Below are 25,468 nucleotides of genomic sequence, written 5' to 3'. Positions count from 1 at the left end.
GCACGCCGGGCGTGCGACGGCGGCCCGCCCGCCGTGCGGGACGGGCCGCCGCCACGGGCTCGGTGCGGCCGGCGTCAGCCCTTGACCGAGCCGGCGAGCAGGCCGCGCACGAAGTACCGCTGGAGCGCGAGGAACACGACCACGGGCACGACCATCGAGATGAAGGCGCCCGCCGGGAGCAGGTGCCAGCTCGCGCCGCGCGAGCCGGACAGCTCGGCGAGCCGCACCGTGATGGGTGCGGTGTCCTGGCCGGACGCGAACGTCAGCGCGACGAGCAGGTCGTTCCACACCCAGAGGAACTGGAAGATGCCGAACGCCGCGATGGCGGGGACGAGGAGCGGCATGAGGACCTGGAAGAAGATCTTCACGTGCCCCGCGCCGTCCACCCGGGCGGCCTCGACGAGCTCGCGCGGGATGTCCTTCATGAAGTTGTGCAGCAGGAAGATCGCGAGCGGCAGCGCGAAGATCGAGTGCGACAGCCACACGGGCCAGAACGAGCCGTCGATGCCCCAGTCCACGTACTGCGTGAGCAGCGGGACGAGCGTGACCTGGATGGGCACGATCTGGAGCGCGAAGACCGCGACGAACAGCATGTTGCGGCCCTTGAAGTTCACCCACGCGAACGCGTACGCGGCGAGCGACGCGAGCGTGATCGGGATGATCACCGCGGGCAGCGTGATGACGAGGGAGTTGACGAAGTACGTCGCGAAGCTCGTCGAGCCGCCGAACAGCGCGTCGGTGTAGTTGTCGACCGTGAACTCCGGGTTCGCGAACGCCTCCCACCACCCCGACCGGCGGATCTCGCGCGGCGGCCGGAACGACGTGACGAGGAGCCCGAACGTCGGGATCGTCCACAGGACGGCGAGCACGATCGCGATGATCGACGCGGGCCGCGAGGAGACCTTGCGGCGCACCTTGTCGGCGCGGGCGTCGAGGCCGGCGACGATGCCCTGGCCGCTGCCCTCCTCGACGGTCTCGTCGACGAGCGGGGCGTCGGGCACGGAGGCGGACAGTGGGGTGCTCATCGGATCTCCTCCGCCTGCTTCAGCTGCCGCACGTTGTACACGATGATCGGGATGACGAGCACGAAGAGGATGACGGCGAGCGCGGCGCCCAGGCCCTGCTCGCCCTGGCGCAGCGCCTGCGTGTAGAACTCGTTCGCCACGACCGACGTCTCGAACCGGCCGCCCGTCATCGTGCGGACGATGTCGAAGACCTTGAGCGTGCCGATGGCGATCGTCGTGAGGACGACCACGAGGGCCGGGCGGATGCTCGGCACCGTGATGTAGCGGAACATCCGCATGCCGCCGACGCCGTCGAGCCGGGCCGCCTCGACGATGTCGTCCGGGATGGCGCGGATCGCGGCGGCGAGGATCGTCATCGCGAACCCGGCCTGGATCCAGATCATCACGAGGATGAGGAAGAACGTGTTCGCCGGCGCGCTGAGCAGGAACTGCTGCGGCTCCAGCCCCAGCCACACGAGGACCTGGTTGAACAGGCCGATCTGCGGCTGGCTGGCCGGCTTGTACTCGTACATGAACTTCCAGATGATGCCCGCGCCGACCATGGAGATCGCCATGGGCAGGAAGATCAGGGTCTTGGCGAGCTTCTCGAAGCGGGACCGGTCGACGACGACCGCGTACACCAGCCCGAGGAACGTCGAGACGAGCGGGACGACGATGACCCAGATCGCGGTGTTGCGCAGGACGATCTGGAACTCGTCCCGCGTGAACGCGGTGACGTAGTTGTCGAACCCGACGAACGCGGAGCCCGTGCGGTTGTAGAACGAGTCGCGGATGGTGCGCAGCCCCGGGTACAGCAGGCCGAACGCGAGCATGACGACCGCGGGCCCGGCGAACGCGATCGCGACGACCCAGCCGGGCACGCGCCTCGGCCGGTCGACGAGGAAGAGGATCAGACCCATGACGACGACGAAGAGCAGGATCGCGACGACCATCACCGCGAGCTTGCCCCCCGTCCCGGAGGGTTCGAGCAACCAGTCCATGTGAGGCTCCTGAGGTGGCCGGCGGCGGCCGGGACGACGAGGTGGACGACGAGGGACGGTCGCCGAGGGCGGGCCGCCCGGGTCCCGCCCGGGCGACCCGCCCCCGGGTCGACGCGCGGGGCCCGGGGCCCGACGACGTGGCTCGCGCCGCGCCGTCAGCCCCCGGGCCGCTCGCGGGTCAGGACGTCGGCCAGGACGCCTCGATGGCGTCGAGCACGGCCTGGTCGGACTTGTCGCTCGCGATCCACTCGGTCATCTCGGACCAGAACGAGCCGGCGCCGACGGCGGCGGGCATCATGTCCGAGCCGTCGAAGCGGAACGTGTAGCTCTCGTCCGTGAGCAGCTCGTACGCCTGCTGGTCCATCGGCGACTGCAGCAGGTCGGGGTCGAGACCGTTGTTCGCGCTGATCCAGCCCTGCGGGGTCACGCTCGCCTTGGCGTTGGACCACTCGGGGCTCGACAGGTACGCGTGGAAGGCCTGGACCTCGGGACGGTCGTTGAACGCCGCGACGAACTCGCCGCCACCGAGCAGCGGCTTGTCGTCGGCCGACTCGCCCGGCAGGTAGAACGCCCACACGTCGCCGTCCTCGGCCACCTCGAGGTCGGGGTCGAGGGTCGTCCAGTTCGCCTGGTAGAACGTGGCCTGGCGGTGCATGTAGCAGAGGCCGTCGATGATCGGGTACCCGCCCTCGGTGAACTCGGTCGTCGCGATGCTGCTCACGTCGCCCAGGCCACCGTTGACGTAGTCCTCGTTCTTCAGCACGTCGCCGACCGTGGCGAGGGCCGTCGCGATCTGCGGGTCGTTGAACGGGATCTCGTGGTTGACCCACTGGTCGTAGACCTCGGGGCCCGCCGTGCGCAGGACGACGTCCTCCATCCAGTCGGTGGCCGGCCAGCCGGTCGCCTCGCCGGACGCGATGCCGGCGCACCAGGGCTTCACGTCGCCCTCGGGGTTGTCGGCGACGATCTGGTCGGAGAGCTCCATGAGCTCGTCCCACGTCGTCGGGACCTCGTAGCCCGCCTCCTCGAACATGGACGGCGAGTACCAGACGAACGACTTCACGTTCGCGCCGAGGGGCGTCGCGTAGAGCGTGCCGTCGACGGTGCCGTACTCCTTCCAGGACTCGGTGTAGTACTGGTCGACGTTGGCCGCGGCCTGGTCGCCGACCGGCTGGATCGCGTCGGGGAAGTCCGCGACGATGCGGCGCAGGAGGCCGGGCTGCGGCAGGTACGCGATGTCGGGTGCGCTGCCGGACTGGATGCGGACGGGGAGCTGCGCCTCGAACTCCTTGGAGCCCTCGTAGTCGATCGTCGCGCCGGTGCACTCCTCGAACGGCTCGTACGACGCCTGCTGCTGCTCGGCCTCGGTGTCGACGATCGTCGAGTAGACCGAGACGGTCTTGCCGGACAGGTCGCCGTACTGCTCGAAGTCGGCGCAGTCCACCTCCGCGCTGGGCGACTCGTCGCCCCCGCCGCCGCCCCCGCTGCTGCACGCCCCGAGCACGAGCGCGAGGCTCGCGCCGCCGGCGGCGACCGCCAGCGTGCGGCGACGCGCCGCGCTGGTCCTCGTGGTCCTGGTCATCTCAGCCTCCACCTCGTCGTGGGTCCGGACGCCGTCACCCCGGTCCGGTGGGGACCGGGCGCATCGCGACGTCGCGAGCGCGGGTGCGCTCTCGCCCTCCCACCATGCAAGCGGTTGCATGCCGCGGGTGCAAGCACAGCGGAGGCGAGTTTGGGTAACGATTCCGTCACGCGGGCCGGGTGCGCGCTCTCTCGGGCCGCGCGCGGCTGGTCGCGCTCCCACACCGCGTTCCCCCGCGGGGGCACGCACGGCGGTACGAGAGAGCGGACCGGCCTACGCGCTCGGCGCGAGCGGCGCCGTCGAACCGCGCCGGACGAGCTCCGTCGGGTAGGTCAGGCTCTCGGGGACGGGGGCACCGTTGATCATGTCGAGGAGCAGGAGCGCCGCGTCGAAGCCCTGCTGGTAGGCGTCCTGCGCGATCGTGGTCAGACCGACCAGCTCGCCGAGGTCGTGCCCGTCCACGCCCACGACGGACAGGTCCTCCGGCACGCGCAGGCCCAGGTCGCGCGCCGCGAGGATCGCCCCCATCGCCATCTCGTCCGACGCCGCGAACACCGCGGTGACGTCGGGACGACGGCGCAGCAGCTCCGCGGTGGACTCGCGCCCGCCCGCGACGTCGAAGTCGCCGTTCACCTCGAGGTCCGGCTGCACGACGACGCCCGCTTCCTCGAGCGCGCGCACGTACCCCCGCGCCCGCTCCACGGGCGGGGACCACGACGACACCAGGTCCGGGACTCCGGTCACGTGCCCGATCACCCGGTGCCCGAGGTCGAGCAGGTGGCGCGTCGCCGCCCGCCCGGTCGCGACGTCGTCGAGCCGGACCGTCACCTGCTCCGCCGGCCCCGACCCCACGAACGCCAGCGGCCGCGCGAGCCCGACGAGCGAGCGCACCTCGTCGTCGTCCAGCGGCAGCCCGACGACGAGCGTCCCGTCCACGCGGTGGCGCAGCACGCTCGGGTCGACCCGCCGGCGCGACGACGTGCGGCGGACGTCGAACGTGTAGAGCAGCACGTCGTAGCCCAGGTCGCGCAGGGCGCGCTCGGCACCCTCGATGACGTTGGCGAAGAACCACCGGTTCACCCACGGGGTCAGCACGCCGATCGTGCGGGTCCGCCCCGTGGCCAGGGACGACGCCGACGGCGTGGGCACGTACCCGAGCCGCGCCGCCTCCGCGAGCACCCGCAGGCGCGTCGCCTCGGAGACGTTCGGCAGGCCGCGCAGGGCGCGCGAGACGGTCGCCGTGGACACCCCGGCGGCCTGGGCGACGTCGTCGATACCTGCCACGACGGGTGATGCTGCCACGCCGGGACGGACCCTGGCGAGGCGCCGTGCCGCATCGTGAGCAGATCGATGCAAGCGCTTGCTCCCGCCGGGACCGATATCGTGGTCGGGCCCACCCTCGGCACCGCTCGGCATGCACGAGCCCGCCGTGCCGTCGTCGGGCACCACGACCTGCGAACCGGAAGGACCACGATGATCGAGCTGAGGACCCCGCGGGAGATCGAGCAGATGCGGCCCGCCGGACGGTTCGTCGCCGACGTCCTCACCACGGTGCGGGCCGCCACGAAGGTCGGGACGAACCTGCTCGAGCTCGACGAGATCGCGCACCGGATGATCCGCGACCGCGGGGCCGAGTCCTGCTACATCGACTACCACCCGTCGTTCGGCGCCAGCCCGTTCGGCAAGGTGATCTGCACGTCCGTGAACGACGCCGTGCTGCACGGCCTCCCCCACGACTACGCGCTGCGCGACGGCGACCTGCTGAGCATCGACTTCGCCGCGTCCGTCGACGGGTGGGTCTCGGACTCGGCGCTGTCGTTCGTCGTCGGCACGCCGCGTGCGGGCGCGCTCGGCGAGGCGGACGCCCGGCTCATCCAGACGACCGAGCGCGCGCTCGAGGCGGGCATCGCCGCCGCGCAGCCGGGCAAGAAGGTCGGCGACATCTCGGCCGCCATCGCCGACGTCGCGCACGCCGCGGGCTACTCGGTGAACACCGACTTCGGCGGGCACGGCGTGGGCCGCACCATGCACGGCGAGCCCCACGTCCCCAACGACGGCCGTCGCAAGCGCGGGTTCCCGCTCAAGCCGGGCCTGGTCATCGCGATCGAGCCCTGGTTCCTCGAGACCACCGACGAGATCTACACCGACCCCGACGGCTGGACCCTCCGCTCCGCCGACGGGTCGCGCGGCGCGCACAGCGAGCACACCATCGCGATCACCGAGGACGGCCCCGTCGTGCTCACCGCCCGCGAGCCCCGCGACTGACCGCCCCCGCGAGGTAGAGCCCCGGTACCGCGAGGTAGAGCCCTGGTACCCCGAGGTCGAGCGGTGCACCGTGCGCGACGTGCGTGGCGCCCGGGACGTCCACGCCCCCGCCGTCGATCGAAGAGGATGAAGAGGATGACGCACGACGCTCTGGGAGGCGGCCTGAGCCGTGACGCCGGGAAGGCGCGGACCACGGACGCCCGGCCCCGCGACGGGCGTCGACGGCGAGCCGCGGCCCTCCTCACGGGCGGTCTCGTCCCCGTCACGCTCGTCGCGTGCGCCCCGGGAGCGCCGGACACCGACACCACCGAGAGCGTCGCGGTGGTCGAGGACTTCTTCGCGAAGCTGGAAGCAGGGAGGGCGAGCGACGCCGCGGCGCTCACCACGATCGACCTCGACGAGGACCTCGTCGACGACGACTTCTACCGTGCCTCCGTGGCCCGGCCCACCGATGCGCGCGTCGTGGCGTCCTCCGGCTCGCCCGCCGGTGCGAGCGTCACGGTCGAGTTCAGCCTCGACGGCGTCGACGCCCCCGTGAGCATGGAGGTCCGGACGACCCGCGACGGCGACCGGACCACGATCAGCGACCTCACCACCGCCGACACGATCGGCGCAGGTCAGCCCGTGTCCGGCACGCTGACGGTCAACGGCCAGGTCGAGTACCCGGCGGCGGACCTCACCCCGGTCACCTTGCTCCCCGGCGCCTACGCCGTCGAGTACACCGACCCGAACGGTCTCTTCGAAGGTCTGCTCCGAGGCTCCACGTTCACGGCCTACGTGCCCGACGTCGTCCGGGACGGCGAGGTCGCCGCCGAGGGCTTCGCGTTCACCCCGACCTTGATGCCCGACGTCGAGCCGGGAGTGGAGGAGGCGGTCGAACGTCTGCGGGCCGCCTGCGAGGACGAAGGCCTCACCGGTCCGTCATGCCCGTCGGAGCTCGTGGAGAACGCGCGCGAGGGCTCCCGCACGGAGTGGTTCGCCGAACCCGGGCCGGAGATCCGGTACGTCGACGGGGTGTACGAGGCGACGGCGCGGTACACCGTCCTGCTCCGGGACGGCGGCGACCTGCCGGCCGAGGTGCACGCCTCGTACACCGGGACCGTCTCGCGCGACGCGACGGGGAAGATCACCTTCACCCGGCCCTGAGGCGTGCGGCCCCGGTCGGGCCCCTCTCCCTCGGCGCCGGGGCGCTACCGCGCGGGCAGGAGGCTCTGGAGGACGCGCGCCGCGCCGTCGTCCTCGATGGGGGCGGTCACCTCGTCGGCCGCCGCCTGCACGACGTCGTCCGCGTGGCCCATCGCGACGCCGCGCGCCGCCCAGCGGAGCATCTCGACGTCGTTGCGCCCGTCGCCGACCGCGACGGTCCGGTGCGGCTGGACGTGCAGGGTGCGTCGCACGAGCTCCAGACCGGTCGCCTTGGTGACGCCGAGGGGCGCGATGTCCATCCACGCCGTCCACCCGACGGCGTACGTGACGTCGTCGAGGCCGAGCCGTTCGACGAGCTCGTGGAACTGCTCGCTCGTCGACCCCGGCGCCCGCACGACGACGCGCGTCACCTCACCGGACCACAGCTCGTCGAACGCGACGACGCGGTGCACGCCGTCGAGCTCGCCGTCGGGGAAGAGCTCGTTCATGCGGAACCCGACCCCGATGTCCTCGACGGCGTACCGCGCGTCGGGCAGGTGCTCGCGCAGGAGCCGCAGGGCCGGGCCCGGGTCGAACGTCACGACGTCCTCGAGCACGTACCCGTCGGGCTCGTCGGGGTCGAGCCGCGCGGTCACCGCGCCGTTCGACGCGACGACCCAGCCGCGGTCGATCCCGAGGATCTCCGCGACGGGCGTCATCGCGATGAGCGACCGGCCCGACGCGAGCACCACGTGGTGCCCCGCCGCGCGCAGGTCGGCGACGGCGTCGCGCACGTCCTCCGACAGCTCCTGGTCGTAGGACATGAGCGTGCCGTCGATGTCGAGCGCGACGAGCAGCGGCTCGGCCGCACCGGCCGTCTCCCGCGGGTCCGTCACGCCACCACCGGCTCGAGGACCTCGAGGCCCCCGAGGTACGGCCGCAGGCCCTCGGGCACGCGGACCGACCCGTCGGGCTGCTGGTGGTTCTCGAGGATCGCGACGATCCAGCGCGTCGTGCCGAGGGTGCCGTTCAGCGTGGCGACGGTCCGCGTCTCCGTCTTGCCGTCGGTCTCGACCCGCTCGCGCACGTTGAGGCGGCGGGCCTGGAACGTCGTGCAGTTCGAGGTCGACGTGAGCTCCAGGTAGCGCTGCTGCGTGGGGAGCCAGGCCTCGCAGTCGAACTTGCGCGCGGCGCTCGACCCGAGGTCGCCCGCCGCCGTGTCGATGACGCGGTACGGCAGGTCGACGAGGCGCAGCATCTGCTCCTCCCAGCCGAGCAGGCGCTGGTGCTCCGCGGCGGCGTCGGCCGGGTCGCAGTAGGAGAACATCTCGACCTTGTGGAACTGGTGCACGCGGATGATGCCGCGCACGTCCTTGCCGTGCGAGCCGGCCTCGCGCCGGTAGCACGCGCTCCACCCGGCGTAGCGCAGCGGGCCGCCCGACAGGTCGACGATCTCGTTCGCGTGGTAGCCCGCGAGCGCGACCTCGCTCGTGCCGACGAGGTAGAGGTCGTCCTTCTCGAGGCGGTAGATCTCGTCCGCGTGCGCGCCCAGGAACCCGGTGCCCTGCATGACCTCGGGCCGCACGAGGGTCGGCGTGATGACGGGCGTGAAGCCCGCCGCGATCGCCGTGTCCATCGCGGCGTTGAGCAGCGCGAGCTCGAGGCGCGCGCCCACACCCGTGAGGTAGTAGAACCGGGCGCCCGAGACCTTCGCACCGCGCTCGGTGTCGATCGCGCGCAGGCCCTCGCCCAGCTCCAGGTGGTCGCGCGGCGTGAACCCCTCGGCGGCGAAGTCGCGGATCGTGCCCTCCTCGCGCAGCACGACGTAGTCGTCCTCGCCCCCGGGAGGCGCCCCCTCGACGACGTTCGAGATGCGGAACAGCAGCCCGCGCAGCTCCTCCGACGCGGCGTCCGCGTCGGCCTGCCGCGCCTTGACGTCGGCGGCGAGCTGCTTGGTGCGCGCGAGCAGCTCCTGCTTCTCCTCCCCCTGCGCCTGGGCGACCAGCTTGCCGAGGGACTTCTGCTCGGCACGCAGGCTCTCGAACTCGCTCAGCGCGGCGCGGTGGCGCGCGTCGGCGTCGAGGGCGGCGTCCACCAGCGCGGGGTCGTCACCACGGGTGACCTGGCTGGCACGGACGATGTCGGGGTTGTCGCGCAGGAGGCGGAGGTCGATCACGCCAGCAGCCTAACGAACCCGGCGGCGCGGCGGTCGTGGTCCTCCACAGCGGAGGTCGATCACGCCAGCAGCCTCACGAACCCGGCGGCGCGGCGGTCGTGGTCCTCCCCAGGCGGAGGTCGATCACGCCAGCAGCCTCACGAACCCGGCGGCGCGGCGGTCATGGTCCTCCCCAGGCGGAGGTCGATCACGCCAGCAGCCTCACGAACCCGGCGGCGCGGCGGTCGTGGTCCTCCACAGCCGCGACCCGGCTACGGTGTCGCCATGGCCTGGACCCTCTGGGTCGCGATCGCGGCGCTCGCCGTCGCCGTCGTGGCCCTCGTCGTCGCGCTGGGGCTGCGCGCCCAGCAGTCGCGCCTGCGGCGCGCGCACGGCGCGGACCTCCCCGTCGAGGAGACGCCCGCCGACGACGACCCGCGCGAGCTCGTCGCGTTCGTCGCGAACCCGTCGAAGCCCGACGTCGTCGGGCTGGAGGCCGTGGTGCGCCGCGCCTTCGCCGACGCCGCGCTCCCCGACCCGCTGTGGTTCGAGACGACGATCGCCGACCCGGGCGTCGGGCAGACGCGCGCCGCGCTCGCCCAGGGGGCGGACGTCGTCGTCGCCGTGGGCGGGGACGGCACGGTCCGCGCGGTCGCGGAGGGCATGGTCGGCAGCGGCCGCACGATGGGCCTCGTGCCCGTCGGCACGGGCAACCTCCTCGCGCGCAACCTCGACCTGCCCGTGGGCGACGCCCGCGCGGCGCTCGCCGTCGTGATCGCGGGGTCGGACCGCCCGATCGACGTCGGCTGGGTCACGGTCCTGCGGTACGCGGACCCCGCGGGCCCCGGGGACGTGGAGGGCACGACCCTCGACCCGGCCCGGGCCCCCGGCAAGGAGCACATCTTCCTCGTCATCGCGGGCCTCGGGTTCGACGCCGCGATGGTCGCCGACGCCGACGACGAGCTCAAGGCCAAGGTCGGGTGGGTCGCGTACTTCGTCGCCGGGATCCGCCACCTGCACGGTCGGCGCATGCGCGCCCGCATCCAGCTCGACGACTCCCCGCCCGTCGACGCGCGGCTGCGCTCGCTCATGATCGGCAACTGCGGTCGGCTCCCCGGGGGCATCACGCTCCTGCCCGACGCCGTGATCGACGACGGCGTGCTCGACGTCGCCGCGGTCGACACGCGCGGCGGAGTGATGGGCTGGGCGCAGCTCTTCGGCGAGGTCGTCATGCAGGGGCTCGGCGTCCGGAACGACCTGCCCGCCAAGATCGGGCGCATCGACCACGCGCGGGCCCGGCGCGTGCGGGTACGGGTCGAGGAGGGCGAGCAGGCGCAGGTCGACGGCGACGTGCTGGGCCTCGCGGTCGAGATCGAGACCCGCGTCGACCCCGGCGCGCTGGTGGTGCGCACGGCCTGACGCGCGGCGTCGAGCCCGCGGGGCGCGGTCAGGCTGCGGGGGGCGTCTCCGCGTCGATCGCCGACCGCATGACCGTCGTCGGCGGGACGACCTGCTCCCCGCCGACGCGGGTGAGGCCGGCGAGCCCGACGCCGACCATGAGCAGTCGCCCCGCCGCCTCCCGGCGTCGCGCGTCACCCCGGTCGCCGAGGGCGTCCGCCAGGACGTCGGTCAGGAGCCCGAGCGTCTCGACGTAGGCCCGCGCGACGACGGGGCGCAGCTGCGCGTGCGCCCCCGCCTCCGCCCACCGGGCGAGCGCCTGCCCGTCACCCGCGGGCCCGAGCAGGTCCTCGAAGAAGAGCTCGAGCGCGGCGCGGGCGGCGCGACCGCGGGCGGCCTCCTCGAACCGGACGATCTCGACGTCCGCGTACCGCCGCCACGCCTCGGCGACGAGCGCGTCCGTCGACGCGAAGTGGTGGTGGATCTGCCCAGGGGACCCGCCGAGCTCGTCGGCGACGGCGCGCGCGGTGACGGCCCCGAGACCGTCGCGGCGCACGACGGCCGCAGCTGCGGCGACGATGGAGTCCCGACGCTCCGCGCGCGGCAGGTAGGCCATCAACGACTCCTCGTCCGCGCCGCGGGGGCGCCGTCGGTCAGGGTGTGCAGGAACGCGACGGTACGCGTCCGCAGGCCCTCCCGACGAGCTCGCACGACCTCGTCGGGCGGGGGGTCGAGCGGACCGCCCGACCGGACGGTCCGGACGTTGCGGTGGCAGTCGAGGTCGGTGCACAGCAGGAGGCCCACGCTGCTGAGCCGCTTCCTCGGGTCCCGCGACGGCCGGTGCGCCGCGAAGAACGCGACCTCGTTGAACCGCCGCGAGAACCGGCACAGCGCGCACATCACGGCGCGCGACGCGACCTCGGCGTGGCTCGGGCTCTGGCGCAGGAGCGCCCCGACCGCGCGCCCGTCGACGTCCGCGACGAGGAACGCCCGCGAGGGCGCGCGCGGGTCGCGCCACCCGAGGTAGTCGAGCTCCTCCCAGCGCAGGTCGTCGAAGTGGCCGGGCAGGCGGATCTTCCCCTCCGCCGGGTCGACGTTGACGATCGCGGCCCGCGCCTCGGTGCGGGTCAGAGCGCGCACGGTCGGTCCTGAAAGTTGTACATGGATACAAGTTGTACACGGCACCAAATTGATACGTCCAGCGGATTGCGCGCAGCCGGCGTGGAGGCCGCGTGAGCGTCGCGCGCGGACCTGCGACGACGCCGCCGCCACGGTCGGAGGCGGCGTGACGCACCCCCGTAGGCTGGTCCGGTGACGTTCCCGGCCGCCGCGCTCCCCCCTGCCCGCACCCAGCCCGCCCGCCGGGACCGGGGCCTCGGGCCGCGGACGGCAGCGCTCGCCACGGCCGTCGCCCTGCTGCTGACGCTCCTCGCCACGGCCGGCCCGGCGGCGGCGACCACCGCGGCCGGATCGGCGGCGACCACCGCAGGTGCTCCGGCGGTCGCGTCGGGCGGCTCGGCGAGCAGCGAGGCCACCGTCGCGGCCGGCCCGCTCGCCACCGCGCCCGCGCACGACCCGCGCCCCGTCGTGCTGGTCGCGGTGGCCGGCCTGTACTGGAGCGACGTCTCCCCCACCGCGACGCCCACGCTGTGGTCGATGATCCGCACGGGGTCCGTCGCGTCGCTCAACCTCGGGCGCACGGCGTGCACGACCGACGCGTGGCTCACGCTCTCGGCGGGGCGCATGGTCTCGGCCCAGGCGGAGGAGCAGCCCGCGGAGCCGTTCCCGGCCGACGCCGAGGAGCCTGCGAGCGGCTGCCTCCCCCTGCCCGTGCCCGACGTCACGCCGACGGGGGCGACCACGCCCGACGCGCGCCCCGCCGACGTCCCCGGCTGGGCCGTGCTCACGGCGCCGACCACGGAGGAGACGCCCGCGCAGGCGGCGCGGCACGACCCCGGGACGGCCGCGGCCCGGCTCGCCGAGACGGGCGTCTGCACGACCGCCGTCGGGCCGGGTGCCGCCGTGATGCTCGCGGACGCCGTCGGTCACGTCGAGCGGTACTCGCCCTCGCTCGCCGCGCTCCCCGACGACGGCCTCGACGCGTGCGACGTGACGGTCGTCGACCAGGGCGAGATCGTCGACTCGGCCACCGGCCGAGGCGAGAGCCTCGACGAGCTCGAAGAGGCGCTCGCCCGGGTCATGGACGAGGTCGACCGGGGCACGCGCGTCCTGGTGGCCGGCGTGTCGGCGGGACCGGTCGGCGAGACGGGGCTCCAGGTCGTCGTCGACTGGCGCAAGGGGCAGCCGACGAGCCGCTGGCTCCACTCGCCGAGCACGCAGAAGGACGGCATCGTCCAGCTCACCGACCTGACGGCGACCGTCGTGGAGTCGGCGGGCGGCAGCACGGAAGGGCTCGAGGGCGCCGCCCTGGAGCAGGGCGAGGTGCGGCGCATGGACGTCGCCCGGACCGTCGAGAACCGGCAGTACCTCAACGTCCTCACCAGCACCATCCCCACCCTCTACCCCGTGCTCGTCGGGCTCCTCGTGGGCACCCTGGTCCTCGCGCTCGGGGGCGTCCTGTGGGCACGCCGTGCCGCCGTCCGCCACGGGCGCGAGCCCGGTCCGGGGCCCCGCGGCCTGCGCGTGCTCTCGGCCGTGCTCATGGTGGTCGCGGCGGCCCCGGTCGCGGCGTCGCTCGCGAGCCTGTCGCGCTGGTGGGTGTGGAGCGCCCCCGCCCCGGCGCTCACGCTCGCGCTCGCGGTGAGCGCGGTCGTCGTCGCCCTCGTCGCGTGGGTCGTCTCGCGCCTCCTGCCGCGACGCCCGTGGGCGCTGCCGTCTGCTCTCGCCGGGGTCACGTGGCTCGTGCTCACCGTCGACGGCGCGACCGGCACGACGCTCCAGCAGGCGTCCCTGCTCGGGACGTCGGCCGTCGTGGGCTTCACGCGCTTCTACGGCTTCAACAACGTCACCTTCGCCGTGTATGCCGTCGCGGGCCTCGTCCTCGCGGGCGGCCTCGCGTCGGCCGCGACCGCCCGCGGACGACGCCGCCTCGCGGCCTGGACCGTCGTCGCCGTCGGGGCGCTGACGGTCGTCATCGACGGCTGGCCCGCGTTCGGCGCCGACTTCGGCGGCATCCTCGCGCTCGTCCCCGCGTTCGCCGTCCTCGCGCTGCTCGTGGGCCGGGTGCGCATCACGTGGCTGCGCGCGCTCGTCGTCGCGCTCGCGACGGTGCTCGTGGTCGTGGTCGTCGCGGTCGTGGACTGGCTGCTGCCGGGCGGGAGGTCCCACCTCGGCGGGTTCGTCCAGACCGTCGTGGACGGGGCCGCGCTCGACGTGATCGGCCGCAAGGCGCTCGGCGCGTGGGCCACCCTCGCGAACCCCCTGGGCGCGGTCGCGGCGGTCCTCGTGGTGCTCCTCGCCGTCGCCGTGCTGCGCCCCGAGCGGTTCCGCCTGCCGGAGGTCGCGCGGGCCTACGAGACCTGGCCGATGCTGCGCCCGCTGGTCGTGGCGATCGTCGTCGTCGCGGGCGTCGGCTCCGTCCTCAACGACTCGGGCGTCATCATCGCGGTCATGGTCGTCGTCGTCGCGACCGCGATGATCGTCCCGGGGTTCCTCGCCCGCCCCGCGCCCCCGCAGACCGCGCGGGCCGTGCCCGAGCCGGGGATCCGACGCATGCCGACCATGCTCGCGACCGTGGGGGGCGGGCTCCTGCTCGTCCTCCTGCTCGCCTCGACGGTGCTCGCCTCGTCGGGGCTCCGGCCGGCGGCCAGCGCCGCCCCGGCGGGCGGCGAGGCCTCGGTGACCCGGACCGACGCGATCGCGACGGACCGGCCGGTCGTCGTCGTCGGCACCACAGGCGTCACGTGGGCCGACGTCACGTCGTCGGCCACCCCCACCCTCCACGCCCTGCTCACCGACGGCGCGGGCGCCGGCGGCGTCTCCCAGCCCACGGGGGCGGCGAGCCGCTGCACCGTCGGCGGCTGGCTCGCGCTCTCCGCCGGGCAGCTCGCCGAGGTCGCGACGGAGCGCGCTCCCGACGGCGCGTGGGCGTGCCCGACGCCGCAGCCCGCCCCCGACGGGGCGGACGGGGCGCAGGTCGAGGGCTGGGACGACCTGGTCGCCCTCCAGCGGGGCTCGGGCTACCAGGCGCGCCTCGGCGTCCTCGGCGACGCGCTCGCCGCGGCCGGCTCCGACGGCGCGGTGTGCGCGACGGCGGTGGGCCCGGGCGCTGCGGTCGCCCTCGCGGACTCCGCGGGCCAGGTCGCGCGCTACCGCGACCTCGCGGACGCGACGGCACCCGGCTCCGACGCGTTCGCGTGCCCCGTGACCGTCGTCGACGCGGGCGACGCGACCCCGCCGGTCGTCGACCCCGACCTCCCGGCGGACGAGCGCGCGACGCTGCGCAGCACCCTGCGCGCCGACCGCCTCACCGCGGTCGACGCGACCGTCGGCGCCGTGCTCGACGCGGCCCCGAGCGGCACGACCGTGCTCGTCGTGGACGTCGCCGGCGCGCCCGGCACCCGTCCCGCGCTCGGCACGACGCTCGTGCGCCCGTCGTCCGACGGCCCCGACCAGTCCCGCTACCTGACGAGCGCCGCCACGCGGACCGACGGCGTCGCGCGCGTGCTCGACGTCCCCGCCACGGTGCTCGACGCCGCGGGCGCCGCCACCCCGGCACGGATCCAGGACACCCCCCTGGCCTGGGGGTCGCCGCGCCCGGCCGACGCGACGACGACCGCCGACGCCCTCGCCGACCTCACGACGCGCGACCACGTGCGCCGCGCCGTCTACACCGCGTTCGTCGACGTGCCGCTCTACGCGGGGCTCGTGATCGCCGGGCTGTGCCTCCTGCTCGCGCCACGTGCCGCGCGCGCGACGGGCGACCGCGCGCGCGCCCGGTGGGCCCGGGCGGCGCACTGGGCCCGCGGGTCCGCGCTCGTCGTCGCCGCGGTGCCCACCGCCGCCTTCCTCGTGTCGCTCACGGGCTGGTGGCGGTTCGGGAACCAGACCCTCGCGATCGTCGTGTCCACGGTCCTCGCGACGGCAGCCGTCGCCGGCCTGGGCGCCCTCGCCCCACGCCGGCCGGTCTGGCTCGGCCCCGGCATCGTCGCGGGGCTCACGTTCGCCGTGCTCACGCTCGACGCGCTCGTCGGGACCCCGCTCAACCGGGCGAGCCCGCTCGGCTCGGCGCCCACGTTCGGCGCCCGGTTCTACGGGTTCGGGAACCCGACGTTCTCCGTGTACGCGGTCGCGGCGCTCGTCGTCGCCGCGGCGCTCGCGCAGTGGCTCGTCGCGCGCGGCCACCGGTACGCCGCCGCCGCGACGGTGGGCGTCATCGGTCTCGTGACGATGGTCGTGGACGTGTGGCCGACGCTCGGCGCCGACCTCGGCGGCGGTCTCGTCGTCGTGCCGGCGTTCGCCGTGCTGGGCCTCGCCGCCTCGGGCGCGCGCGTCACGTGGCGGCGCTTCCTGCTCGTCGCCGCGGCGGGCGTCGCGCTCGTCGCCGCCGTCGGCGTGCTCGACTGGCTGCGCCCGGCCGACGAGCGCTCGCACCTGGGCCGGTTCGTCGGGCAGGTCGTCGACGGGTCGGCGTGGGAGACGCTGCTCCGCAAGGCGGGCTACGCGGCGCGGTCCGTGCTGGGCGGGGTGCCCGTGTGGCTGACGATCGCCGTGCTCGTCGCGGCCGCGCTGCTGCTCTTCTGGCCGCGGCGCTTCACGCCGCGGTGGTTCGCGCGCACGGAGGCCGCGTGGCCGCTCGTGCGCCCGACCCTGCTGGCGCTGTGGATCGTGGCCGTCGCAGGCTCGCTCGTCAACGACTTCGGCGTGCGGATCGCGCTCATCGCGCTCATCCCGGCCGTCCCGCTGCTCACCGTCGCCGCGCTCCACGCGGCGGACGACGGCGACGGCACGGACGAGAGCTCAGACGACGACCCGGACGACCGCTCCGGTGCGGAGGGCCCCGCGGCGCGGGTCGGGAGCACCGCGTCCTGACGCAGGTCAGTCCCGCACGTCGGCCGCGACGTCGTGCAGGACGAAGGTCGCGAACCCCAGCTCGCGTCGGGCACCGTCCAGCCAGGCGTCACGATTCTCCCGTGCGGCGGCGAGCGCCTGGGCACGGTCCTCGGCCGTCGGGGCCTCCCGGACGGCCCAGTCGACGAGCGAGCCCGTCCAGCTGAGCTGGTAGTCGTCCCACTCGGCCAGGGTGCTGACGTGCCCGAACGACGGCTCGAACCCGTGCGCACGGACGGCCCGCACGAAGCCGGCGAGATCGGGATAGGCGTCGGCGGGGACGTCGAGCGCCGCGAGCGCCGCGGCCGACGGGGTGCCCTCCCAGATGCTGTCACCGACCAGCGCCTGGCCGCCGGGGCGCAGGCGCTGCCGGACGGCGCCCAGCGTGGCGTCCAGCCCCCCGAAGGCGTGGCTCGCGCCGACGCACAGCACGACGTCGAACGCCCCGTCGTCCCAGGTGGCGGCGTCCGTCTCGATCCACCGCACCCGATCGCCCAGCCCTCGCTCGTCGGCACGCCGTGCCGCCGAGGCCGGGAGCATGTGGTCGATCCCGACGCCGGTGGTCCCGGGGTGGGCGAGCAGCAGCTTCTGCAGCCACTCGCCCTCGCCGCACCCGAGGTCGACGGCGCGGGCGCCGTCGGCCGGGCTCAGCCAGCCGACCAGCTCCCGCAGCCGCTCGGGCGCCACGGGCGCCCCGATCGGATGGCGCAGGTGGGCGATGTCGAAGATCTCGGACCGTTCCATCCCGCGACGCTACAGGCCGCACCGCGCCGCGCGGTGCCGCCCTCCGGGCCGCACCACCGGGTGGCTCACGCGTGGAGCGCGCCCTCGGTGAGCACGAGCCCGCTGCCGCTCGCCGCGAGGTCGGCCATCGCGACGCTCCGGACCGCGGGGTCCTCGTACGTGTTCCAGTAGTAGGTCTGCGTGCGCGCGGAGAACAGGCCCGTGTAGACGGTCTTCTCGAACTCGCCGGACCCCATCGCCGCGCAGCCGTCGACCATCGCGACCTGCTGCAGCGTGTGGAAGGCGCGGCTCACGTTCTCCTCCTCGGTGCCCTTGGTCGGGTAGTGGGAGTTCACGTAGGCCGCGCGGACGAAGCGGGACGGCGAGTAGTAGTCGCCGGGGACCCCGCGCATGTGCGAGCCCGAGCCGAACGGGGCGAGGTGGGCCCGGCCCACGACGGTGTCCTCGGGGAAGTCCGGCGAGACGTTGAGGTAGTTGCGCAGGTTCTCGTGGTGCCAGGTGAACCCGGGCTGGTTCGTGAGGACGTCGACGTCGTCGTCGAACACCTGCATGCCCGCGCTGGTGTACTCGACCACGATCGCGCGGCGCGCGTCGCCGATGAACCAGTGGAGCAGCGAGCTCGGGTACCTGTCGTTGATCGGACGGTCCACGATCGCGACGTCGCGCAGCGCGGCCTCGACCTCGTCGACCGTCGCGAACTGCGCGCACACCCACAGCGGGAACTCGAACGCGGCCACGTTGACCGCGCCGTCGACCGGGCCGGACGCGTAGTCCGCGTACCCGGGGAAGTTGAGGCCCGCGACGGCGAGCCCCGCGTCGTTGCCGCAGTCGAAGTACAGCGGCGTGTCCTCCTCGACGATCCCCATGCCGAGGACCGCGTGCTCGATCCCGCGCACCGCGCCGAACGGCGACCGGGGCGTGTAGCCCGTCGGGGTCAGCAGCACCTGCTGCCCGTAGCCCGTCGTCCAGTCGAGGTTGCGGGCGAGGTAGAGGTTGCCGTCGTCGTCCGTGAACCTGATCCCTGTGCACATGGCGCTGCCCCCGTCGTCGTCGGCACGGCACGCGGGACCGCGCGCCGCCGGGACACGACGTCGTGCCCCGTCCTCCCATGGTGCGTCCGTGCGGGCTCCGGGGCCACTGCCGGGGCCGGCCGGTCAGGGCTGGAGATACACCGAGACGTGGGCCTCGATCGCGCGCTCCGCACGGCCGGGGTCGCCCGAGCGGAGCGCGGCGAGCAGCTCACGGTGCTGCTCGACGACGGCGTGCGCGTCCTCGTGGTGCGGCGCGTCCCGGACGAAGTACGCCCGGACGCGCGGCTGGATGAGCCGCCAGATCTGCAGCGACTGCGTGTGGCTCGCGGCGGCGATCACCGCCTCGTGGAACTCGAGGTCGAGGTCGGCGAGCCGCCGGGCGTCGAGCGGGTCCGCCGCGCGCTCCATCGCCGTCACCGTGCGGTCCAGCGCGTCGAGGAGCGCGGGGTCCTGCGCGCGCGCCGCCGCGCGGAACGCGACCTTCTCGATGACGGTCCGCACCGGGACGAGGATCTCGGCGATCTCCTCCTGGGAGACGTCCACCACGACGGCGCCGCGGTACGGGTGGGAGACGACGAGCCCTTCCTGCTCGAGCACCATGATCGCCTCGCGCACCGGGCCGCGGCTGATGCCGTAGGAGGCGGAGAGGTCACGCTCGACGAGGCGGTCCCCGGCGGCGAGGTCGCCGGAGGCGATGCGTTCGCGCAGGTGGCGCAGGACCCAGTCGCGCCGGGACTCGGGCGGCGATGCGGGCAGGACGGGCACGACGGAGACCCTCTCACTCGGGAGGGCTCCACCCTAGTGGATGGCCGATGGTTGACCATCTACCATCATGCGCCCTAGAGTCGCGGACCACGACAGCCCGACGAGAGGACACCCATGAGGATCACCGCCATCACCGCCGCCGGCCTGCGCGGCGCCACCCCCGAGGGCGGCTGGCAGGAGGAGCTGCGCCAGGACGACGTCGTGCACACCCTCGTCGCCGTCCACACCGACGAGGGGCTCGTCGGCGTCGGCAGCGTGTTCACGACCGAGGACCTCGTGCGCGGCGCGCTCGACGTCCTGCGGCCCCTGCTCCTGGGCGCCAACGCGCTGGAGCCGGAGCGCACGAGCGAACGGCTGCACCGCACGACGTTCTGGATGGGGCGCGGCGGGTCGATCACGCACGCGATCAGCGGCGTCGACACCGCCCTGTGGGACCTCCTCGGCCAGGCGACGGGACAGCCCGTCGGGCGCCTCCTCGGCGGGCGGTACCGCGACCGGGTGCGCCCGTACGCCTCGCTGCTCATGGACCAGCCCGACGCGCTGCGCGAGCACCTCACCGCGCTGCGTACCGAGGGATGGACCGCGTTCAAGATCGGCTGGGGCCCCTTCGGCCGGGTCGACGAGCGGCTCGACGAGCGCATCGTCGCCGCGGCGCGCGACGCCGTGGGCCCCGACGCGAAGCTCATGGTCGACGCCGGCGGCAGCGACAGCGCGTGGAGCCAGGGCTACAAGTGGGCCCTGCGCACCGCGCGCATGCTCGACGCGTACGGCGTCGCGTGGTTCGAGGAGCCGCTGCCGCCGGACGCGATCGAGGACTACACCCACCTGCGCCGGCGCTCGCCCGTGCCGATCTCGGGCGGCGAGGTGCTCACGCGCCGGCAGGCGTTCCAGCCGTGGATCGAGGGCGGCGCGCTCGACATCGTGCAGCCCGACGTCACGAAGGTCGGCGGGACGAGCGAGCTGCGGCGCATCGCGTGGTCCGCGCACGACCACGGCGTCAAGCTCGTGCCGCACGGGTGGAACACCGCCGTCGGGCTCGCCACCGACCTCCAGCTCGCCTCCGCCCTGCCGGACACGGACCTCGTCGAGTACGTCACCGGCTCGCCCTACATCGACGACCTGACGACCGACCGCTGGACGCTCGACGCGGACGGGATGCTCCCGATCCCGGACGGCCCCGGCCTCGGCGTCACGCTCGACCGCGAGCGCCTCGCGCGCTACTGCGACGTCGACGCGCTGCTCGGGAGCGCGGCGTGAGCCCCCGGTCGCTCGTCGTGACGGGCGCGGCGTCGGGGATCGGCCGCGCGGTCGCCGTGGGCGCCGCCCGGGACGGCTGGTTCGTGCACGTGCTCGACCTCGACCCCGACGGCGCCGCGGGCACCGTGGACCTCGCCCGGGAGGCGGGCGGGGACGGTCGTGCGCACGTGCTCGACGTGACCGACGCTGCCGCCGTCGCGGCGGCGGTCGGGGCGGTCGCGGACGCCGGGCGGCCGCTGCGCGGGCTCTTCACGGGCGCCGGGATCGACGTGGGCGGGGCGGCGCACGAGCTCGACCCGGCCACGTGGCGCCGCGTGCTCGACGTCAACGTGACGGGCACGTTCCTCGTCGTGCGCGAGGTGCTGCGCACGATGGTCGCGGGCGACGGCGGGAGCGTCGTGCTGTGCGGCTCGCCCGCCGCGACGGTCGGCTTCGCGGCCGGGGGCGCGACGGCGTACGGCGCCTCGAAGGGCGCGATCTCGTCCATGGTCCGCACCCTCGCGGTCGACTACGCGCGTCACGGGGTCCGGGTGAACGCGATCGTGCCCGGCCCGACGGAGACCCCCCTCATGTGGGCCAACGTGCCCGCCGACGAGGTCGCCGCCACGCGCGCGCAGATCGAGCGCGAGGTCCCGCTGGGCCGGCTCGCGCGGCCCGAGGAGATCGCCGAGCCCGTGCTCTGGCTGCTGTCGGACCGCTCGTCGTACACGACCGGGTCGCTCGTCGGGTGCGACGGCGGCGTCCTCGCCAAGTCGTCGATCAGCGTATGAGCGCGCCGGACGCCCCGGCACGTCGCCCCCGGGTCGGGGCGACGTGCTGGGCGATCGGCGACGGCTGGATCCCGCCGTACGGCACGGGCGAGGACCCGACCCTCGCGAGCCACGAGAGCCTGTGCCTGCTCAACGCCGGTCCCGACGACGCGCGCGTCGAGATCCGGCTCTACTTCGCCGACCGCCCGCCGGCCGGGCCCTACGTCGTGGTGGTGCCCGCCGAGCGGGTGCGCCACGTGACGCTCAACGACCTCGACGACCCCGAGCCCGTGCCCCGCGGCACCGACTACTCGGCCGTCGTCGTCGCGTCGGCGCCCGTCGTCGTCCAGCACACGCGGCTCGACTCGCGGCAGGCCGCCAACGCCCTGTTCAGCACGATCGCCCATCCCGTCGACACCTTCCGAGAGGACCTCCGATGACGCAGACCTCCACCCCGACGACCTTCCGCCGGGGCACGCCGTGAACGCCGCGACGGGCCGCCTCGGCCACGGCGCCCTCACCCCGCTCGTCGTCGCGTCGACCGTCGGGGCGGCGCTGGGCGGGTTCATGTTCGGCTTCGACACGGCCGTGGTCAACGGCGCCGTCGACGCCCTCAAGGCCGAGCTCGGCGTCGGGAGCGCGCTCGTGGGCGTGATCGTCGCGAGCGCGCTCCTCGGCGCGGCGGTGGGCGCCTTCTCCGCGGGCACGATCGCGGACCGCTTCGGACGACGGCGCCTCATGATGGTCGCCGGGACCCTGTTCGTCACCACGTCGGTGCTGTGCGCCGTCGCGCACGACGGCCCGACCCTCGCGCTGTGGCGCTTCCTGGGGGGCGTCGGGGTGGGCATGGCGTCCGTCGTCGCACCGCTCTACATCGCCGAGATCGCGCCCGCCCGGCTGCGCGGGCGGCTCGCGACGGCGCAGCAGATGTCGATCGTCCTGGGCATCTTCGCCGCGCTCGTCTCGAACGCGTTCCTCGTCCGCGCCGCAGGCGGGGCCGACGCGGAGCTGGCCCTCGGCCTGCCCGCCTGGCGGTGGATGTTCCTCGTCGCGGTCGTGCCGTCGGTGGCGTACGTGGTCGCGGCGGTCCTGCTGCCCGAGTCGCCGCGGTACCTCGTGATGCGCGGCGACCGCGACGGCGCCGCCCGCACGCTGCGGCGCCTCCACCGCGTCCCGGAGGGCGACGCGCTCCTGGCCGTCGCGACCATCGAGGGGACGCTCCACGAGGCGCGGCCGGCGTGGTCCCACCTGTTCGCCGGCCCGGGCAGCCTCAAGCCCATCGTCTGGCTGGGGATCGCGCTCGCCGCGCTCCAGGCGCTCGTGGGGATCGACGTCATCTTCTACTACTCGACGTCGCTCTGGGCGCAGGTGGGCTTCGGCGAGCAGCAGGCCTTCTGGCTCTCGGCCCTCACGTCGCTCGTCAACGTCGCGGCGACCGTCGTCGCGATCTTCCTCGTCGACCGCGTGGGGCGGCGTCGCCTGCTGCTCGTGGGGTCGGTGGGCATGACGGTCGCCCTGGCCGTCATGGCGACCGGGTTCGCCCAGGCGCGGCAGACCGCGGACGGCGTCGTGTTCGTCGACGCGTGGGGCGTCGTGACCCTGGTCGCGGCGAACGTCTTCGTCGTCGCCTTCGCCGTCTCGTGGGGTCCGGTGGTGTGGATCCTCGTCGGGGAGATGTTCCCCAACCTGATGCGCGCCCGCGCCGCCTCGCTCGCCGCCGCCGCGAACTGGGCGGCGGGCATCGCCGTCAACCTCACGTTCCCCTCGCTCCGGGACCTGTCGCTCCCCGGCAGCTACGCCCTCTACGCGGTGTTCGCGGCCGCGTCGTTCGTGCTCGTGCTCCGCGCGCTCCCCGAGACGGCGAACCGCCCGCTCGAGGAGATGCGGGAGGAGACGGCGTCGGGTGGACATCGATCACTTTAGGAGTGTTAAAGTGATTGCATGATCCAGAACTCCATCACCCCGGAGCAGGCCCGTCGGCAGCTCGGCCAGGCGGAGGAGGTCGCCGCCCAGGCCCACCGCGCGACCCGCTGGTACCCCTGGCTCAGCGTCGGGCACGCCGTCGCCGCCCTCGCGTACACGATCGCGATCGACGTCCTCGACGCACCGTGGTGGCCCGCCACCACGGTGCTCGTGGTCGTCCTCGCCCTGCTGTGGTCCGCCGTCGCGCGGCACCACCGGACGGCGCCGCGGCACTGGGTGCGCGACATGGGCATCGCCCTGATCACCTGGGCGGTGCTGTACTTCGCGATGCTCGACCCGGCGCTCCAGCTCGTCGGCGCGGCGTCGCCGGCCTGGTGGGTCCTCGCCGGCGTCGTCGCCGCCTCCCCGTTCGCGGCGTGCGCGTTCGCGAGCGCACGCCGGTGAGCCACCCGCGCAAGGGCCTGGACGCGCTCATCCACTCGCCCGTGCGCTTCTCGATCCTCGCTGCCCTGGCGAACGTCGAGAGCGCGGACTTCCGCTTCCTGGCCGACCTGGTCGAGCTGAGCGACTCGTCCCTCTCCCAGACCCTCACCGCCCTCTCCGACGCGGGCCTGGTGGAGATCCGCAAGGAGGCCGCCGGGCGCCGGACGCGCACGTGGGTCCGCATCAGCGACCGCGGGCTCGACGCGTTCCGGCAGCACGTGCGCACCCTCGAGCAGATCGCCCGCACCGGCGCGATCGAGCCGCGGCCCGACCCGACCCCGAGAGGCACCGCACCATGACGCCCACGTTCCGTCGAGCCACCGCCGCCGACGTCCCCGCCGCGGCCCGCACCCTCGCCGCCGCGTTCCACGACTACCCCTGGACCCGCTGGGCCGTCCCGGAGGACGGCTACCCGGAGCGCCTCGCCGCGCTCCAGGAGATCTACCTCGGGCACGCGCTCGCGCACGGGACCGTCGTCGTCCACGAGCCGGTGGACGCCGTCGTCGCGCTCATGCCGCCCGACGCCCCCGCTCCCCCCGAGGACGTCCAGGAACGGGTCGCCGCGCTGCACGGCCCGCGCCTGGAGGTCGTGGCCGCCGCGGAGCTCCCGCCGCCCCGCCCGGACGCCTGGGTGCTCGCGACCGTAGGGGTCCTGCCGTCGCTCCAGGGCACCGGGCTCGGCACCGCGGTGTGCCGGGCGGCGCTGCGCGACCCCGCACTCGGGGACGCGCCCGTCGCGCTCGAGACCTCCGACGCGCGCAACGTCACCTTCTACGAGCGGCTGGGCTTCGTGCGCACCGCGACCACGCAGGTGCACGACGGCCCCGTCGTGCACGGCATGGTCCGCACGCCGAGGCCCTGAGCCCCGACGCCGAGCCGCCGCGCCGGGCGACCTGCCGCGCCGGGTCGCCCGGTGCGGCGGCCGCGCGTGGCTAGTGGTCGCCCGCGCGCACCCGGTCGACGGCGGAGCGCATCTTGCGCGCGTTCACCGCGAGCAGCACGTCGCGGTACTGGGCCGCGCGGTGGAGCTGGCCCTTGAGGTCGTTCGACGACGCGCGGTGGCGCAGGTCGCACGGCACCTCGACCGCCACGTACCCCTTGCGGAGCAGGTCGATCGTCATGCCCGTCTCCACGCCCCAGCCGCGCGCGAGCGGGGTCGCGGCCTCGAACGCCTCGCGCGTGAGGCACCGCATCCCGGAGAGCGGCTGGGTCGGGGTCCACCCCGTGAGGGACTGGATCGCGCGGCGCGCGGCGCCCACGACGATCCCCCGGCCGCCCGCGCCCGGCTGGGGCGGGAGCAGCGCGATCGCGACGTCGGCGTACCCGTCGAGCACGGGCGCGACGAGCGGCGCGGTGTTCACCGCGGTCTCGCCGAGGTCGCCGTCGATGAAGAGCAGGAGACGCGGCGGGCGGTCGGCCGCGTCGCGCATCGCGACCACGGCGGCGCCCGTCTCCATGGCCGCGGCCTTCCCGCGGTTGTGGGAGTGCCGCACGACGACGGCCCCCGCCTCGCGCGCGACGTGCTGGGTGTCGTCCTCGCTGCCGTCGTCGACGACGAGCACGAGGTCGACGTGCGGGATGGCCTTCGCGGCGCGCACGGTGGCGGCGATGCGGCGGGACTCGTCCTTCGCGGGGATGATCACCGCGACGCGCTGGCGGACGGCGCGGCCCGTGCGCCCGTCGCCGGCCACGGGGCGCGGCGTGCGCGCCCGTGTGCCGGACGCCGACAGGTACGTCGGCGGCGTGCTCGCCGTGCTCGTGGGGGCACTCCCCGTGTTCTTCCCCGTATCGGTCGACCGATGGTCCGCGTTCACGCCGTCCAGCCTAGTAGTGCAAAGAGTTGGCCGCAGATGTGTCGTCGTTCCACCAGCGGATCCGCTCGGGATCTCCGCAGGACGACCGGGCTGCGTTCCCAGGTCTCCCGGATCCTACTCGACGCGAGAGCCCGCCGACAGGGGCGTCGGCGGGCTCTCGGGG

At 74.5% G+C, this 25,468-nt stretch carries 23 protein-coding genes; 11 read left to right on the top strand and 12 right to left on the bottom strand.

The window, feature by feature from the left end:
• Nucleotides 1–74: 74 nt before the first annotated feature.
• The 4 genes from AC3WT4_RS07435 to AC3WT4_RS07420 all read right to left on the bottom strand — a co-directional run bounded on the left by AC3WT4_RS07435 (nt 75) and on the right by AC3WT4_RS07420 (nt 4,871).
• A complete protein-coding gene (locus AC3WT4_RS07435; protein WP_492315144.1) occupies nt 75–1,025 on the bottom strand; it encodes a carbohydrate ABC transporter permease in 951 nt (316 codons plus the stop codon).
• The gene (locus AC3WT4_RS07430; RefSeq protein ID WP_492315143.1) at nt 1,022–2,005 is read right to left on the bottom strand and encodes a carbohydrate ABC transporter permease; all 984 of its coding nucleotides are present in this window, start codon (nt 2,003–2,005) and stop codon (nt 1,022–1,024) included. The genes AC3WT4_RS07435 and AC3WT4_RS07430 overlap by 4 nt, the downstream gene beginning before the upstream one ends.
• A gap of 178 nt (nt 2,006–2,183) precedes the next feature.
• On the bottom strand, nt 2,184–3,587 hold the full coding sequence (locus AC3WT4_RS07425; protein ID WP_108049196.1) for an ABC transporter substrate-binding protein: 1,404 nt from the start codon (nt 3,585–3,587) through the stop codon (nt 2,184–2,186).
• A 273-nt stretch (nt 3,588–3,860) separates the two neighbouring features.
• Entirely contained in the window at nt 3,861–4,871 is a 1,011-nt protein-coding gene (locus AC3WT4_RS07420) for a LacI family DNA-binding transcriptional regulator (RefSeq protein WP_034652570.1), read from the bottom strand.
• 189 nt (nt 4,872–5,060) lie between these two features.
• Between AC3WT4_RS07420 and map the strand changes: the two genes are divergently transcribed.
• Complete coding sequence (gene map, locus AC3WT4_RS07415; protein ID WP_074805170.1) at nt 5,061–5,852, top strand: type I methionyl aminopeptidase; 792 nt, start codon at nt 5,061–5,063, stop codon at nt 5,850–5,852.
• A 135-nt stretch (nt 5,853–5,987) separates the two neighbouring features.
• Nucleotides 5,988–6,998 (top strand): hypothetical protein, encoded by a 1,011-nt coding sequence (locus tag AC3WT4_RS07410; RefSeq protein ID WP_492315142.1) that lies wholly within the window; start codon nt 5,988–5,990, stop codon nt 6,996–6,998.
• A 44-nt stretch (nt 6,999–7,042) separates the two neighbouring features.
• Here the strand turns inward: AC3WT4_RS07410 and AC3WT4_RS07405 are convergent, their stop codons facing one another.
• Both AC3WT4_RS07405 and serS read right to left on the bottom strand, forming a co-directional pair.
• Nucleotides 7,043–7,873 (bottom strand): HAD family hydrolase, encoded by an 831-nt coding sequence (locus AC3WT4_RS07405; RefSeq protein ID WP_255436924.1) that lies wholly within the window; start codon nt 7,871–7,873, stop codon nt 7,043–7,045.
• On the bottom strand, nt 7,870–9,153 hold the full coding sequence (gene serS, locus AC3WT4_RS07400; protein WP_074805164.1) for a serine--tRNA ligase: 1,284 nt from the start codon (nt 9,151–9,153) through the stop codon (nt 7,870–7,872). The genes AC3WT4_RS07405 and serS overlap by 4 nt, the downstream gene beginning before the upstream one ends.
• Before the next feature lie 264 nt (nt 9,154–9,417).
• Between serS and AC3WT4_RS07395 the strand changes: the two genes are divergently transcribed.
• A complete protein-coding gene (locus AC3WT4_RS07395; protein ID WP_492315141.1) occupies nt 9,418–10,551 on the top strand; it encodes a diacylglycerol/lipid kinase family protein in 1,134 nt (377 codons plus the stop codon).
• Between the two features lie 28 nt (nt 10,552–10,579).
• On the opposite strand, the gene AC3WT4_RS07390 is transcribed toward AC3WT4_RS07395, so the two are convergent.
• Nucleotides 10,580–11,146 carry a TetR/AcrR family transcriptional regulator gene (locus AC3WT4_RS07390; RefSeq protein WP_492315140.1) on the bottom strand — a complete coding sequence of 189 codons (567 nt, stop codon included), beginning with the start codon at nt 11,144–11,146 and terminating at the stop codon, nt 10,580–10,582.
• Nucleotides 11,146–11,670, bottom strand: coding sequence for an FBP domain-containing protein (locus AC3WT4_RS07385; RefSeq protein WP_492315139.1), 525 nt, complete (start codon nt 11,668–11,670; stop codon nt 11,146–11,148). Before AC3WT4_RS07385 ends, AC3WT4_RS07390 begins: the two co-directional genes overlap by 1 nt.
• 171 nt (nt 11,671–11,841) lie before the next feature.
• Here AC3WT4_RS07385 and AC3WT4_RS07380 point away from each other — a divergent pair, with 171 nt between their 5' ends.
• On the top strand, nt 11,842–16,521 hold the full coding sequence (locus tag AC3WT4_RS07380; protein WP_492315138.1) for a hypothetical protein: 4,680 nt from the start codon (nt 11,842–11,844) through the stop codon (nt 16,519–16,521).
• A 6-nt stretch (nt 16,522–16,527) separates the two neighbouring features.
• Here AC3WT4_RS07380 and AC3WT4_RS07375 read toward each other — a convergent pair whose 3' ends face one another.
• The 3 genes from AC3WT4_RS07375 to AC3WT4_RS07365 all read right to left on the bottom strand — a co-directional run bounded on the left by AC3WT4_RS07375 (nt 16,528) and on the right by AC3WT4_RS07365 (nt 19,079).
• Entirely contained in the window at nt 16,528–17,283 is a 756-nt protein-coding gene (locus tag AC3WT4_RS07375) for an SAM-dependent methyltransferase (RefSeq protein WP_492315137.1), read from the bottom strand.
• 65 nt (nt 17,284–17,348) lie between these two features.
• Nucleotides 17,349–18,314, bottom strand: a complete 966-nt coding sequence (bsh, locus tag AC3WT4_RS07370) for a choloylglycine hydrolase (protein ID WP_108049185.1) — start codon at nt 18,312–18,314, stop codon at nt 17,349–17,351.
• Nucleotides 18,315–18,437: 123 nt separating this feature from the next.
• Nucleotides 18,438–19,079 (bottom strand): GntR family transcriptional regulator, encoded by a 642-nt coding sequence (locus tag AC3WT4_RS07365; RefSeq protein ID WP_108049183.1) that lies wholly within the window; start codon nt 19,077–19,079, stop codon nt 18,438–18,440.
• Nucleotides 19,080–19,193: 114 nt separating this feature from the next.
• Between AC3WT4_RS07365 and AC3WT4_RS07360 the strand changes: the two genes are divergently transcribed.
• Genes AC3WT4_RS07360 through AC3WT4_RS07330 form a run of 7 tightly spaced genes read left to right on the top strand, consistent with a single transcriptional unit; the run spans nt 19,194 to nt 24,353 of the window.
• A complete protein-coding gene (locus AC3WT4_RS07360) occupies nt 19,194–20,336 on the top strand; it encodes a mandelate racemase/muconate lactonizing enzyme family protein (protein ID WP_492315136.1) in 1,143 nt (380 codons plus the stop codon).
• A complete protein-coding gene (locus AC3WT4_RS07355) occupies nt 20,333–21,106 on the top strand; it encodes an SDR family NAD(P)-dependent oxidoreductase (RefSeq protein ID WP_492315135.1) in 774 nt (257 codons plus the stop codon). Before AC3WT4_RS07360 ends, AC3WT4_RS07355 begins: the two co-directional genes overlap by 4 nt.
• Nucleotides 21,103–21,525: a sensory rhodopsin transducer gene (locus tag AC3WT4_RS07350; protein WP_237841443.1), complete on the top strand. Its 423-nt coding sequence runs from the start codon at nt 21,103–21,105 to the stop codon at nt 21,523–21,525. The genes AC3WT4_RS07355 and AC3WT4_RS07350 overlap by 4 nt, the downstream gene beginning before the upstream one ends.
• A gap of 40 nt (nt 21,526–21,565) precedes the next feature.
• Nucleotides 21,566–23,008 carry a sugar porter family MFS transporter gene (locus AC3WT4_RS07345; RefSeq protein ID WP_492315134.1) on the top strand — a complete coding sequence of 481 codons (1,443 nt, stop codon included), beginning with the start codon at nt 21,566–21,568 and terminating at the stop codon, nt 23,006–23,008.
• A gap of 18 nt (nt 23,009–23,026) precedes the next feature.
• Nucleotides 23,027–23,452 carry a hypothetical protein gene (locus AC3WT4_RS07340; protein ID WP_209828117.1) on the top strand — a complete coding sequence of 142 codons (426 nt, stop codon included), beginning with the start codon at nt 23,027–23,029 and terminating at the stop codon, nt 23,450–23,452.
• Nucleotides 23,449–23,790 (top strand): transcriptional regulator, encoded by a 342-nt coding sequence (locus AC3WT4_RS07335; protein WP_175007452.1) that lies wholly within the window; start codon nt 23,449–23,451, stop codon nt 23,788–23,790. The genes AC3WT4_RS07340 and AC3WT4_RS07335 overlap by 4 nt, the downstream gene beginning before the upstream one ends.
• Nucleotides 23,787–24,353: a GNAT family N-acetyltransferase gene (locus AC3WT4_RS07330; protein WP_492315133.1), complete on the top strand. Its 567-nt coding sequence runs from the start codon at nt 23,787–23,789 to the stop codon at nt 24,351–24,353. Before AC3WT4_RS07335 ends, AC3WT4_RS07330 begins: the two co-directional genes overlap by 4 nt.
• 70 nt (nt 24,354–24,423) lie before the next feature.
• Here the strand turns inward: AC3WT4_RS07330 and AC3WT4_RS07325 are convergent, their stop codons facing one another.
• Complete coding sequence (locus AC3WT4_RS07325) at nt 24,424–25,305, bottom strand: glycosyltransferase family 2 protein (protein WP_082774333.1); 882 nt, start codon at nt 25,303–25,305, stop codon at nt 24,424–24,426.
• Nucleotides 25,306–25,468 lie beyond the last annotated feature (163 nt).

This window comes from Cellulosimicrobium sp. EB106-03-01-XG111 (assembly GCF_058792115.1).
This window is presented reverse-complemented; position numbering and strand designations above follow the sequence as displayed.